12 protein-coding genes and 3 pseudogenes are annotated in these 13,232 nt (G+C 56.3%); 5 read left to right on the top strand and 10 right to left on the bottom strand.

Translation table 11 applies throughout. The features are described from left to right. The first annotated feature begins 172 nt into the window (after positions 1 to 172). On the top strand, positions 173 to 889 hold the full coding sequence (locus tag IC37_RS02925) for a class I SAM-dependent methyltransferase (RefSeq protein WP_030129892.1): 717 nt from the start codon (positions 173 to 175) through the stop codon (positions 887 to 889). A 114-nt stretch (positions 890 to 1,003) separates the two neighbouring features. Here the strand turns inward: IC37_RS02925 and IC37_RS02930 are convergent, their stop codons facing one another. Further along, positions 1,004 to 1,906 carry a LysR family transcriptional regulator gene (locus tag IC37_RS02930; protein ID WP_030129893.1) on the bottom strand — a complete coding sequence of 301 codons (903 nt, stop codon included), beginning with the start codon at positions 1,904 to 1,906 and terminating at the stop codon, positions 1,004 to 1,006. A gap of 92 nt (positions 1,907 to 1,998) precedes the next feature. On the opposite strand from IC37_RS02930, the gene IC37_RS02935 reads away from it, so the two are divergent. After that, a complete protein-coding gene (locus IC37_RS02935; protein WP_030129894.1) occupies positions 1,999 to 3,009 on the top strand; it encodes an aldo/keto reductase in 1,011 nt (336 codons plus the stop codon). Positions 3,010 to 3,065: 56 nt separating this feature from the next. Here IC37_RS02935 and IC37_RS02940 read toward each other — a convergent pair. Next, a pseudogene (locus IC37_RS02940) lies at positions 3,066 to 3,741 on the bottom strand (MFS transporter); the annotation flags it as partial. Between IC37_RS02940 and IC37_RS02945 the strand changes: the two are divergent. Next, positions 3,728 to 4,024, top strand: a pseudogene (locus IC37_RS02945) (CadC-family transcriptional regulator); the annotation flags it as partial. The pseudogenes IC37_RS02940 and IC37_RS02945 overlap by 14 nt on opposite strands. A 178-nt stretch (positions 4,025 to 4,202) precedes the next feature. Here IC37_RS02945 and IC37_RS02950 read toward each other — a convergent pair. From IC37_RS02950 to IC37_RS02960, 3 genes are all read right to left on the bottom strand, one after another. Further along, a complete protein-coding gene (locus tag IC37_RS02950; protein WP_030129896.1) occupies positions 4,203 to 4,772 on the bottom strand; it encodes a DJ-1/PfpI family protein in 570 nt (189 codons plus the stop codon). 148 nt (positions 4,773 to 4,920) lie between these two features. After that, positions 4,921 to 5,742, bottom strand: a complete 822-nt coding sequence (locus IC37_RS02955; RefSeq protein WP_030129897.1) for an MBL fold metallo-hydrolase — start codon at positions 5,740 to 5,742, stop codon at positions 4,921 to 4,923. A 62-nt stretch (positions 5,743 to 5,804) separates the two neighbouring features. Then, a complete protein-coding gene (locus IC37_RS02960) occupies positions 5,805 to 6,884 on the bottom strand; it encodes an SDR family oxidoreductase (protein WP_030129898.1) in 1,080 nt (359 codons plus the stop codon). A 73-nt stretch (positions 6,885 to 6,957) separates the two neighbouring features. Here IC37_RS02960 and IC37_RS02965 point away from each other — a divergent pair, with 73 nt between their 5' ends. Then, positions 6,958 to 7,347, top strand: a complete 390-nt coding sequence (locus IC37_RS02965) for a MerR family transcriptional regulator (protein ID WP_030129899.1) — start codon at positions 6,958 to 6,960, stop codon at positions 7,345 to 7,347. A 263-nt stretch (positions 7,348 to 7,610) separates the two neighbouring features. Here IC37_RS02965 and IC37_RS02970 read toward each other — a convergent pair whose 3' ends face one another. The 4 genes from IC37_RS02970 to IC37_RS02985 form a co-directional block, all read right to left on the bottom strand. Next, positions 7,611 to 7,901, bottom strand: a complete 291-nt coding sequence (locus IC37_RS02970) for a hypothetical protein (RefSeq protein ID WP_030129900.1) — start codon at positions 7,899 to 7,901, stop codon at positions 7,611 to 7,613. Positions 7,902 to 8,186: 285 nt separating this feature from the next. Beyond that, a complete protein-coding gene (locus IC37_RS02975) occupies positions 8,187 to 8,459 on the bottom strand; it encodes a hypothetical protein (RefSeq protein ID WP_030129901.1) in 273 nt (90 codons plus the stop codon). Between the two features lie 261 nt (positions 8,460 to 8,720). After that, complete coding sequence (locus tag IC37_RS02980; protein ID WP_030129902.1) at positions 8,721 to 9,761, bottom strand: alpha/beta fold hydrolase; 1,041 nt, start codon at positions 9,759 to 9,761, stop codon at positions 8,721 to 8,723. 374 nt (positions 9,762 to 10,135) lie between these two features. Continuing rightward, a complete protein-coding gene (locus IC37_RS02985; protein WP_030129903.1) occupies positions 10,136 to 10,996 on the bottom strand; it encodes a LysR family transcriptional regulator in 861 nt (286 codons plus the stop codon). Positions 10,997 to 11,181: 185 nt separating this feature from the next. Here IC37_RS02985 and IC37_RS02990 point away from each other — a divergent pair, with 185 nt between their 5' ends. After that, positions 11,182 to 12,708 carry an MFS transporter gene (locus IC37_RS02990; protein ID WP_030129904.1) on the top strand — a complete coding sequence of 509 codons (1,527 nt, stop codon included), beginning with the start codon at positions 11,182 to 11,184 and terminating at the stop codon, positions 12,706 to 12,708. 162 nt (positions 12,709 to 12,870) lie between these two features. Here IC37_RS02990 and IC37_RS02995 read toward each other — a convergent pair. After that, a pseudogene (locus IC37_RS02995) lies at positions 12,871 to 13,170 on the bottom strand (zinc-binding dehydrogenase); the annotation flags it as partial. Between the last annotated feature and the right edge of the window lie 62 nt (positions 13,171 to 13,232).

Below are 13,232 nucleotides of genomic sequence, written 5' to 3' on the forward strand. Positions count from 1 at the left end.
AATGCCGTGCTTTCGTCCCGAAACTGACTATCGCTACAAAGCGGAATCAGTCTGAACAGGCGAGAGATTGTTTGAGCCGTACATTCCTTATGGGAATGCAGTATATAAAATTAATGAATTTTTATTATGACTGTGTGTGGCGTAGCGTGATGTGAGGACATGGAGAACCGCCTTGAATTCATCCCCTCTCAACGCTGCTGAAAAATTTGATACCTCTCGAGCCAATGAGTACGGACGACAGAGCCGTATCGCACTAGCTGGATATGACGCCTGCCACGACCTGACTGCATGCATGCTGGCGGCAAGCCTCGGCAATTCAAGCTCGACAAAAATACTGGTGGTTGGCGCTGGCGGTACTGCACAGGAAATTATTGCTATGGCCAAACTTGAGCCGGGTTGGCGCTTCACTGCTGTTGATCCATCCGAACCGATGCTGGAGGCAGCGAAGCAGCAGTTAGAGGCAAACAATTTGCTTGAAAGGACGGCCATGCATCTAGGGCATGTTGAAGACCTGGCTGCAGACGCCTCATATGACGCAGCCACTTTGATCGGGGTACTCCATCATCTCGATGGCGATGATACCAAGCGGGAAATTTTACGATCCATTCGAGCTCATCTAAAGCCGGGTGCGCCGCTGATTGTCGCGGGGAATCAATATGCTTATGCCAGACAGCCGTTACTGCTTGCTGCCTGGGCGCAACGGTGGCGGCAGCATGGAGCCAGCCCGGATGAAGTGAAGGTCAAACTTGGGAAAATCCTTCAAGGCGCTGACCCACCACATTCCGAGGCGGCGGTTCAAAAACTGTTGCATGACGCCGGGTTCGGAGGCGCTACCCGTTTCTTCAGCAGCTTGTTCTGGAGTGCCTGGTTGACGTGTAAAACGGGTTGAACCTGGAAGCGGGTGGCTGCGTCTGGCCGATTGCTGTTCGACCCGAAGGGCTGCTTTCGACTGTGGATTCAACCCGGAGCAGTCATCGAGACTGCCGGTCGCGATGGTTCTGAATCAGGTTCGCAAGTCACCCGCTCTGATGAATTCGATCAGCGCGTTCAAGGCCGGTGGCACATGGCGCCGGCTGGGGTAATAAAGAAAGAATCGGCTTGGCGGTGCTTTCCATTCCTGGAGTATTTCTCTGAGATGCCCGTTGCGGATTTCGTCGCGCGCCAGCTCCTCGTAGACATAGGCAATACCAGCGCCATCTTTCGCCGCCTGGATCATCAGCGCATCGTCTTCCAGAATGAGCGGGCCTGTGACGGATAACCGTATCGGTTGACCGTCTGCTTGATACTCCCAGGCGTAAAGTTTGCCACTGGGAAAACGCCTGGCAATGCACGCATGCTCGAGCAAGTCGCGAGGGGCGTGCGCGATCCCCTTTGCGGCCAGATAGGCATCCGAAGCAACGGTCACGAACGATTGAGGGGCGCCGACAGGGACTGCGATCATGTCGCCAGCCAGGCTTTCACCAAAGCGGACTCCAGCGTCAAATCCGCCGTTCACGATATCGGTCAATCCATCGTCGGTGATCAGGTCCAACTGAATACGTGGATACCTGGCCACGAAGGGCGCGAGCACTTTCGCAAACACAATACGAGCCGCCGGGCGCGCCACGTTGAGGCGGAGTTTGCCTGCGGGAACTTCCTGCATCGAGGTCAATTGCGCCAACACATCGGCAACCTGGTGCAGGGTCGGGACCAGCGTCGCCAATAGCTGTTGGCCGGCCTCGGTCGGGGTCACGCTACGAGTGGTTCGGTTCAGCAGCCTGATGCCCAGGCGTGCCTCCAACGCTCGCATCGCGTGACTCAACGCGGAAGCCGAAACGCCACGCTCGTCGGCGGCCTTGCGAAAGCTGCGATGGCGAGCGACGGCGGCAAAGGCATCGAGTTCAGAGAGATCGGGGTGATTACTCATGAATTACGTTCAGTAGTTCAAATACGATTACCCATCTTATCGCCATCAGATCTCTCCCGGATACTTCTCACATCATTTGTGGAGAGGTCGCTATGCAAAAGAATCGTCTTGGATCATCGGATTTTCTGATTTCGCCTATTGGCCTGGGGACGTGGGCAATCGCTGGCACAGGTTGGGAGTACAGTTGGGGAGCGCAGGATGACAAGGACAGCCTGAGCGCACTTGAATATGCCGTCGAACGCGGCGTGAACTGGATTGACACCGCTGCGGTTTATGGCTTGGGCCACGCGGAGCAATTAGTGGGGCAATTGCTGCGTCGGGTGCCGGTCTCGCGGCGTCCCTTGGTGTTCACCAAAGGCAGCCTGGTCTGGGACCCGGTCACGAAGCAGATTTCGCACTCCCTGGTCCCCCAATCCTTGCTCGCCGAGATCGACGCAAGCTTGCGCAGGCTCCAAGTCGAGACTATCGATCTGTATCAGATCCACTGGCCTGCCTTTCCTGCCGACGCAAGCAGTGAAGGTATTGAAATGGCGCTTTCGGCTTTGGCAGCCGCGCGCGATCAAGGAAAAATTCGCGCTATCGGCGTATCGAATTTCGATGTGGCTCAACTCAAGCGGGCGCAGGCGGTGACAGAGATCGTTTCGCTCCAGCCGCCGTACTCCGCCTTGATGCGGGACATCGAGAAAGACGTCCTGCCATTCTGTGAGCAGGCCGGGTTGGGTGTCCTTGCCTATTCCACACTTCAATCGGGGCTACTGTCCGGCAGCATGACGCGCGAACGCATCTCGCAACTGCCCGAAGACGATTGGCGCAAGGCTCGAAGTGCTGATTTCCAGGAGCCCCGTTTGAGTGCGAACCTGACATTGGTTGACGTCATGGCACGCATTGGAGAAAGGCACGGGGTGAGTGCTGCGGCGGTCGCTATCGCCTGGGTACTTCGCCAACCGGTAGTGACGGGCGCCATTGTCGGAGCCCGCCGCCCTGCACAAGTAGATGGACTGATTGCAGCCTCGGCGTTGCGCCTTAGCGCCGCGGAAATCGACGAAATTCGACCGTTCCTGCCGTCGGGCATGGGAACAAATGTTCCTGGCGCCGCCGCCTGACAGCCGGGGTGGTCCGAGTGCTCTCCCCCATCGCCATCGCTTGCAGGTGAGCTGTCTCACGCAACAGATCGCGAAGCGCGCACTTTCTCGTATCGCGCGAATCCGATCTTGAGGCCGACCAGAATGGGGGCAGCGATTACAAAAAGCAGGGCCACGGCGATGAACGCTGTGTCGAAGGCAATCACCGTGGACTGACTTGCCAGAAGGCTCGTCGCTGCCCGGCCAGCGGCCACTGCATCCATTCCTTTCGCGCTCAGCATGGCTGTCGTGGTCGTCATCCGCTCGATGACTGCGGCGCCGCCAGGGGTGACGTTGGCGCCGAGGACCACCGCATTGGTGACGACGTTATGGTCGATCAGGGTCTGGAGCCCTGCGACTCCAATAAGGCCACCTAGTTGGCGACCAGTATTGAAAAGGCCTATTCCACTCGCGAGGTTTCGGCTGTTGAGGTGGCTGAAAGCGATCAGCGTGATTGATAGAAACAGGAAGCCAAGCCCCAGGCCGCGCAACAGGATGGCTGCCATCATGTCGTCCGCGCCGCTTTCGCTGGTCGAACCGGACAGCATCCACATCGCAACCATGATCATCAGGACTGACGATAAAGGCGAAGGAAAAATCGCTCGATTTGAATAGGGTGAAGTCGAACAACCCCTGCCCTTTGGCCAACACTTGTTGGCCGAGAAATGCCAGCAGAGCGGCTGCGCCGATCACGGTTAGCCGAATGCAGGTCGGGATGGCGCTCGCGCACTTCTTCGCCGGGCGCTTCGATCCCGCTTCTGACTGGGCGGAAAAGGCGCTGAGGAACCTGCCCTGCCTCCTGGCATCGGTTGCCCTGATCGCGGCCAGTCATGCGCTCAGCGGACGTATGGACAAAGCGAAGCAGGCGATGCAGCGTTTGCACGAGCTGGATCCGTCCTTGCGCGTTTCCAACTTGAAGGAGTGGCTGCCAATCCAACGCTCCGAGGATTTTGCGCGGTTTGCTGATGGACTAAGGCTGGCTGGGTTGCCGGAGTGAGCCCATGGATATCTTACTAAGCACTCAGCAATTATTTAGCGAGATAGCAAAGTAAGGATCCTTCGGCGCACGCAGAAGTGTTAGAGCTCCCTCGGGATGGATTCCAGCGACCGCTTCCTGGCCAGAAACGGACACTCGAACGCATCACTTGATCGGCTATTTTTGTAGTGCGAAGCGGTTACCCGTGTTCCGCTGCCAATAATGACCTGAACTGCGAAACGATCTCTGAAGAGAGTCCGGCAGCTTCGAACACTGCGCTGGTAAAGCTAACGGGTGCAAAGCCTGGAGCAGTTATGATGCGGTCGGCAACCACAGCTACTTGACTGCTTCGATAAAGCGCGGCGCCTTCATAACCTACGGCATTCTGTTGTAAGAAGTCAGCGGTGTTCGAAGTATGAGAAACCGAGTCGAGAAGCCCGGCCCTCGCAAGTGCCAGCGTTCCCCCACAGATACCGGCAATTGTCGCTCCACTTGAACGACTGGCAAGCAGAAAGTCCCGAATATCCGGTGCCTCTGCACGCTCCCAGATCATTCCACCGATGACGACAACAACGTCCGGCTTCCAGTCGAGGCATTGTTGCAAGTTGCTATCCACCGTTACAGCCAATCCACCCTGCGAGCGGAACTGCCCCGTAGCAGAGGCAAAAAACCTGACGTCGATCCCGTAAAACGGGGATGCGGTTCCTGCAATGAAAGCGTATTCCCAGTCCGCAAAACCGGGTGTCAGTATCAAGCCCACGCGTGCCATCAGTCAGATTCCTCCATGAAAACGAATAACATAAAGCGACAACGAATAGATCTCAATGGCTGCAGCCGGTCGATTGCAGTCACCGGCAAATCACCTGAGTCCAGGTAACTGCCATCCGAAGCCTTTTTGAACCCGAATGCCAACTATTTCAGCAGAACTGACCATTTTCCAGATACCTACTCCCGCTCCTTACAGTTCGGATATTCAATACCTCACCGTCACATGGGATGAGCAATCGCTTAGCGACTTCCGCGCGCTCTGCCGCCATTGCTAGCTCTTCGCGGGACACCGGACAATGATTAAGGGCCTCCAAATGGTTTGCAATGACCCTGCCAGCAACCGACCGTGTGAACTCGATGACTTCTTCAACCCCCATGATTATTTCGCTACCGACATCCAGACACGCACCACCGGCAGGAACGACCGAAACCGCAGGCTGATGGAGAGCCACAAACCGTCGAACCTGGTCGGTGAGTACCGTATCGCCGGCCAGGTATAGGGTGGGCTCTCCCACAATCTCGATGAAATACCCGACACCATGTTCCATGAGTCGACCGACAAGCCCCCGCCCATGGGTGCATGTAACAGTCCTGATCTTGCCGCCGAGAAATGGCTGCGGACAGTGATGATTGTCTGGCAATGATGCGACGTTCAATCCGCGCCGGATCAAGTACCTGGCGTCATGCGGCGTACAGATCACTGGGATTTGTTTCTCACGCAACCATTTTATTGCGGCCCGATCCAGATGATCGAAGTGGCCTTTCTGGCAGTGCGTTATCAAACAGTGCGTGATCGACTCGAGCAGCACATTTGCAGTCGCTGGTAACGGCACCGTTGGATTGCGCTGCCTGTTGCTGAAGACCTTTAGAGGCGGATATGCACCCTGCTCTCCCAGCATAGGATCGACAATGACTCGACAAGGGCCGATCTCAAGCACGATGGTTGCACTTCTAAGTTGATGAATCCGCATTACTTGCCTCTGGAAAGTCCATTTAATCGGGGCTAAGGGTTTTGTCGCCCCCTGGGGAGAAGTCAGCGAGCCTTGCCCTTGGCTATGCAATATGAGTTGACGAACGTTGCAGTGTGCTGCAAAGACTGACGTATATCCGGTTTGGCTATTCCATGCCTGTTGGCAAATTGCTCGACCGCCGCTGTGTCAAAACGAGTGGTCTGGATAAAGTCCAAGGCTTCGGCGTTTGTATTCAAAAACCGCGCGACGCGAGGAATACTCAGTAGCAACTTCAGCAATCGGAGCGAAATGTAATGCTTGGGAGACTTTAAGCCAACGGGTTGTGCCACCTGTACCAGGAGTTCTCGCAAGTTGGGAGTTTGGTCATCAAGCGCCAGCAGTTCCTGGCCCACCATGGCAGGATCAAAAGCACAAACCACCACCAGCTCAACCAGGTAATCCACGGTAACCAGTGGCAGCCAGTGCTCGGCGGTACCGGGCACTGCAGTCAGCTTTCCCTGCACAAGGTTGCGTATCAGCTCCACCAGCGGCTGACCGTCAAGGATATGCCCCGTGCGGCTGTGGCCACAAACCGTCGCGGGGTGGACAACGGTAATCTCCCCGCCCTTGGCCGACATGACCTCTAGGGTCGCAAAATGCGCCTCCAGCTTGCTCCCCTCGTAACCACCGACATGCCGGTAGACGGCAGACCAATCCGTCAGCTCCGGATAACGAGGATCAATTCCGATGCGTTGCAGATGTTCATGATTTTTCAGCATGTAGCCGCCGATCATCACTAACCGGCTTTTTTGCTCAGCCGCCAACAGCGCCACGCGCTTTGCCCCTTCTACATTCACCGCACGTGAATGCTCCAATGAAAGCCCCCAAGCGAAGTGGACGCCCAGGTGGAATACGACTCTGGCGTGCTTTAGCACTTCTCGGTCAGCAAGACTCAGCCCGAGGTTGTCCCGCTCCAGATCGCCAGCTACGGCAAATACCCGGGTTGCGTCCCCTCCCAAATTGTCGACTTGCTCCCGCAGTGCAGCTAGTCGCTCTGGGCGACGCATCAACACCCGAATGGTGTGACCTTTGGTACTCAGGTGCGCCACCAAATGTTGACCGATAAAGCCGGTTCCCCCCGTGACAAAGCACTCCACGCTCATTTCCCTGCTCCTTGGTAAGGTAAGAAATCAAGCGTAAACTATCGACCCTACTCTATAGTCAAGCGATGTTTTCATGAAAATCGGCGAACTCGAGGCCCGCAGCGGCGCCAGCCGCCATACGCTGCGTTACTACGAGCAAATCGGCCTGATCTCACCGCTGCGGCGTACTAACAACTATCGCGTTTACACAGCGCAAACTCTGCAGGATCTGGACTTTATCCAGCGCGCGCAAGGCATGGGGTTTTCCCTCGGGGAAATAGGCGAGATTCTGGATGCACAGCGGAACAAGCTGATCGATTGTGCTGACGGCGCTAAGCTAATTGAAAAGAAGATGGCAGAAATCAGACAGAAAATCGCCAACTTCCAAAGCATTTATCGGTATCTGGATGAAGAGCGTGCAAACCTCGAAGCCAGTGCTGCCAAGCAACTTGAGCTTCAGCAGCTGAACAACTCTTCCAACTGAACCGCATTTTCTAAAACCTTCTGGCCTGGCCCTGGACAGTAAGCGTCCGCCGCCCAGCAGACCTTGCGTCGGACAATTGTGCTGGCGAGCTGGCCGTGACAGAGGTTTACAGCACGGTTTACACCTGTTTCAGGACGAGACACCGAACACAAAAAAGCCCACTGACCGTCACCGGTTGAGTGGGCTTTTCACTGTGTGACGCGTTGAAACAACGCCCTCACCTACTCCTGCGAATCGATCTGATCCAACACCCGAAGAGTGCGCTATTTGATCTGCACAATGACCGGGCCTTCCGTTACGATCGGCGGGTTCGCGTGGATATTCGAGGCATTTTTCTGAATCCAGTCGCGCGCGACTTTCAAGCTCGCATCAGTGCCGGCCTTGTCCGTGCAAACAGTCACCGCAGTACCGCCATCACCCGTATTCAGCAGTGTGTAGCTTACGAGGCCAGGCACTGTCCGCAGGGTAGCTTCGACATCAGCGTTGCGCTGTTCTAAAAGCTCGAAAAGCTGCTTTGCCCCAGCACCCAGGTAGGTTCTTATTACCGCATACATAGTCGTCTCCTTCGGGAGTACCGTCTTGATGCCAATCCAGATCCGCTGATGGTCGCTATCACTCTGTTTTCAGTTCGCTCCCGATTTATTCAGCTTAGCTAAACGCCGGCGACAAGGGAAAGACAACGACTACCGGGCACTTTTGGCCAATTGCTGCCTGTCGCGAAGGGCTGCAATCGACCCATTGCCGACGCTGATTAACGTTGTGTTTGAGGGGCTGGCCGGAAGCTGGCGAGGCCAGTTGGACAGTCCCACTCGAAGCGTTTGTTAGGCAAGGCAACCAGTTTATTTACAACTGAATTGAACTTCGGCCCCAGCATACGAAGAGTAGGGGTTATATGGTTTCGCAGCGGAGCTTTGTACAGAAAGCGCCTTACCTTGTTTTTTACAAAATGCAGCAGCCTCTTTTAGTATCTCTACCTTCACTGAGCTACCGTTATAGGCCATCGCATCCTCCTTTTCATAAACGTAGTTGCCTCCGCCAAGGTCAACGATGCCAGAGTTCGTCGCGCAGCCGGACAACGCGAGCAGAGCAACTGTAGAGATAACAATTCGCATATTTTTTTCCTTAAAAATTGAATGGCCTAACTATGAGTGACGACCCATATGGCGTAACGCCGCCGATTGAGCACGCAGGGGAGTTTAGTCTGTCGCAACTGACCGAAAATGGCCGAAAGCAGCTCTTCGTGACCGACCGCCTCCGACCCAGAGCGCTCATCCCTGACCAACCGTTCTGACAGATTGGGCGGGCACTGAAACTGCTCCAGCGGTTTTTTGTTGAGCAGCAGCAGTTCTCGTACCGCGATTTTACAAACTGCCTTATTTGTAGATAGATGACTGAAGAAACTCGTCGATCAGCGATGTAACCTGCTGTTGGATCACCCCACGTGGGCGAGCGCCGTCGCCATCCCGGCAAATGATGCCATCGCCTGGTACGTCTTCTTCGAGCAGTACCTCCGCGCCAGGTTTGCACACCGACGAGAAGCTGAAATGACTTGCGTCGCTGATTTCGACGTAACGGCTTGACGCCGCAGGCAGGCGTTTGGCCAGGTTGGCAGACTCCAACTCAGCGGGAAGATCGTGCGACGGTACGCCGGCAGCGATCACCAGCGTGGGTACCGGCAGCGCGGACAGGCTTTCATCGGTCATGCCCCGTGAAAGGCCCAGGTCCAGTGTCACCACAGCGGTAACGCGTTTATCGCGCAAATCGGCGGCCAACGCGGCCTTTGAGTCTGAGGTGGTTGCAGGGTTTATCTTTCCATAGACGGTGCAACTTGCTAACTGCGGGTGGGCTTTGCAGTCATGGGCGAAGCGGTCTGGATCGAAACGTGCACCGGCGATCTCCAGGGCGGTCCAGCCGCCGAGTGAATGGCCCACTACTGCGATTCGGCCATCGGCGACCACGCCGAATTTTTCAGGTTGAGTCGTGACGCTATCAATGGCTCGGCGCATATCAACGGGCCGCTGCCATAACTGCGCCGCTGCTTGAGGGCTACGGTCATGAGTGGTGGTGCCAGGGTGATTGATTGCAGCGACGATGTAACCTCTATGAGCCAGAGTACTGGCAAGCCAGATCTGGTTGCTCCAGTTGCCTCTGTACCCGTGGGAGAGCACCAACAATGGATGCTTGCCAGCAGCGGGCGGCGCGTCACGAACGGCAGAAGCCCCGACGAACACCACATCATCGCCAATCATTTGTGTGGCGGCGGTAGTTGCACTGGGGTACCAGACGACCATCTCCAATGCGCGGTCATTGTGCGAGTCCGCCAGTGTGGAAGAGTGGAAGCCGACAGGGTTCTCGTCAGCGAGGGCGATAGTAGTCAGGCAGGTCAACAACAGGGCGCCAAAAGATATTTTCAATGTCGTTTCTTCCTTGATTAGACAAGTGCATAGCCACCTGGACCCGCCGTTAGGCGCATCCACCTTCGTAGGGAGTCGAAGCTAATGTGGCTGCATATAAGCACGGACATTAAAGCCCACATTCGAACCGCCGCGCATAACTTTCATAGTTAACTCTGTCCGCGGTCTTTTAGTGTGAAGGCTGAACGTCCGCTTTGGCCAATTGCTGCCTGTCGCGAAGGGCACAAAGGCTCCCCACTTACAGAGTCCGAGGCAGCCGAAATGAGAGGCAGCTCTTGGCCGATCAGTGTCTGTCATAAAGAGCAGCCATTGACCCAAAGCAACCATTCGCCAATCAACGGGCACTTACCCCGGAATGCCAATGGCAGTTTGTTCTAGATCGATGGCGACTCAGACATCTCCACCAGCAGTTGGCCAAATGCATGGGCCGCAGGCGTCTTTCCTGTGACACTCCATATCAGTCTGAAATCAGCCTCCAGCAGCGGTGGCAGGCCATGTTGACCGTCAATCACCACCATGCCGGGTTCTAGATCTCCCAGCGGTAGCGCGGTGACGGCAAGTCCTGCCAATACCGCCGCACGCAATCCTTGTTGACTTGGAGAGGTAAAGGCGACCCGCCAATTCACGGTGGAACTCGCCAATGCCTCTACGGCCACCTGGCGGTGTACGCAGGGCGCTGGTGCAAACGCCAGCGGCAAAGGGCAATCGCCGGTAAAGTCGAAACCCTGCGCCGCGGCCCAGACAAACCGGGTTTCGCGCAGCACGGTACCGCCGAACTGACTGCCCGGCAATGCCATGACCACGGCCAGATCGAGCCCATCGGCATCGACCAGCGCGCGCAGGTCGAGGTAAGTGCCGACGGTTACATCCAGACGTACTGCGGGAAATTGTCTGGCGAACCGAGTCAGTAACGGCGGCAGACCATCGCCGATAAAGTTTTCTGGCACCCCGAAGCGCACGGCGCCGGATACCGATGATGCTTCGAAACGCCGGGAGAGAGCGTCTTGCGCTCTGAGGACGTGTTCGGCATGTCGCAGAAAATCTTCGCCATCTTCTGTCAGCGTCAAACGCCGGGTGGTGCGCACCAGTAGCGCGGTACCGGCCTGTTCTTCCAAACGCCGGACCTGATGACTGATCGCTGACTGGCTCAAGTGCAGCCGCTCTGCGGCACGAGTGAAACTGCCGGTCTCCTTGATCGCGACAAAAGCACGCAACAGCGCTGGATCGAAGTCCATTTAGTCCACTCATGATGAATATTAATGAAACTTACGAAATTAAATCATTTCTGTCATTTTTTAATTACTTCCAGAATGCGGCCGGTCACTTGGAGTTATGTCTGGTGACGCTGGTCAGGCGATCGCACCAACTCCCCCTTGGGGCGGCCTTGCCAGTGCCCGTCAACTTGATCTGGAAGATCACGATGCCGTTCTCTCCTTCGCAAAAAGATGTTTTCACAATAGCCGCCGTTTGTTTGGCCTCGCTGATGTTCGGCCTGGAAATCTCGAGCGTGCCGGCCATCCTGCCCACGCTTGAATCGGTTCTGCACAGCGATTTCAACGATATGCAGTGGATCATGAATGCCTACACCATCGCCTGCACCATGGTGCTGATGGCCACCGGCACACTGGCGGATCGGTATGGGCGCAAGCGAGTGTTTGTCATTAGCCTGGTGCTTTTTGGCATTACCTCACTGGCCTGTGGATGGGCGCAAAGCGCCAGCGTGTTGATCGCTAGCCGATTTCTGCAAGGCATGTCCGGTGGTGCCATGCTGATCTGTCAGGTGGCAGTGCTGTCTCACCGATTCCAGTCGGGAGCTGCGCGCGGCAAAGCGTTCAGTGCCTGGGGGATCGTGTTTGGCATCGGTCTGGGGTTCGGCCCGATTATCGGCGCAGCTATCGTGGCCCTGTCGAGTTGGGAATGGGTGTTCCTGGTGCATGCGCCTATTGCCGTGCTCGCGCTGGTGCTGGTGATCGCCGGTGTCGATGAATCACGCGACCCGCAGCGTCGCAGACTGGATGTGCTGGGCATTATTTCGCTGTCGCTGGCAGTGTTGGGTCTCTCCTGGTTCATCACTCAAGGAGCGGGGGTGGGTTTCTCCAACGGTTCGGCCATCACCAGCCTGATTGTGGCAATGGTCAGCTTCATCGTCTTTGTCGTCGCCCAGCGACGCTATGCCGATCCCATGTTCGACTTCTCGGTGTTCCGTATCCGCCGCTTCTCGGGTGCTTTGCTCGGGTCGGCAGGCATGAACTTCAGCTTCTGGCCCTTCATGATCTACCTGCCTCTGTACTTTCAAAATAGCCTGGGCTACGCCAGTATCGGCACCGGCCTGGCACTACTGGCCTATACGCTGCCGACGCTGATAGTCCCCCCGTTAGGCGAACGGCTGGCGCTGCGCTATCGACCTGACGTGGTGATTCCCGCGGGCTTGTTCACCATAGGTCTGGGGTTCCTGCTGATGAAATGGGGCAGCAGTGTCACGCATGCCAGCTGGCTGACGATGCTTCCAGGCTGCCTGATCGCCGGGATCGGACTGGGGCTGACCAACACGCCTGTGACCAATACCACCACCGGGTCGGTGCCCAGTGAGCGTGCTGGCATGGCATCGGGCATCGATATCAGCGCTCGTATGATCAGCCTTGCAATCAATATCGCGCTGATGGGATTCATTCTGGTGGAAGGCATCCTGTCTTCTCTGCGTAACCAGTTATCGGGCTCGCCCGATGAAGTGCAATTGAGGTTGCTGGCGGAGAATATTTCAGCCGGTAACTCCGCGGTGTTGGGGCAGACTGGCCAGGGCGCTACGATTACGCTCGATGTCGCCAACGCAGCTTTGGCGCATGGGTTTGGCTGGGTGATGCTGTATGGCGGTATTGCTGCGTGGGTGCTTGTGGCGGCGAGCTGGGTGGTCTTTCGTTCAAGCAAAGCCGTGAATGCTCAGCAGTGACTGTCATCCGAAGGACTGCTTCTGGCCGATTGCTGCCTGTCGCGAAAGGCCGCCATCGGCCCAATAACGGACGTTCGAGTCAGAGCCTCGATCGGCTCAGACCAGGCAATTGGATCTACTGAGATAGGCGAAAAAAGGCGCCATATTGGCGCCTTAACGATATCAAGCGATTTTGATTACAACCTTTCCAAATGCTCCCTTCGCAAGATGCTCGTAAGCTTCTCGTGCTTTCTCGAACGGATACACCTGATCGATCACAGGACGAATCTTGTGTTCGTTGAGGAATGCATTCATCCGGTCGAACGATGAGCGCGGCGCCACGGCAATACCGCGAATGGTCGTCTGGCGAAAAATGAGTGGCATCAGATTGAGTTCAACGGTCTGCCCGGTCAAAAAGCCGATCTGCGCAATACGCCCGGATGCCTTGGTCGCTGCGACCGATTGATTGATGCCGCTGCCACCCCCCCGGTGTCAGGATAGTTGTCGCCTCTCCGATTTTTCCTGAAAAAGCATATCGGGGGCGG

The sequence above is a fragment of the Pseudomonas sp. QTF5 genome, from assembly GCF_000512695.2.
Classification (GTDB): domain Bacteria; phylum Pseudomonadota; class Gammaproteobacteria; order Pseudomonadales; family Pseudomonadaceae; genus Aquipseudomonas.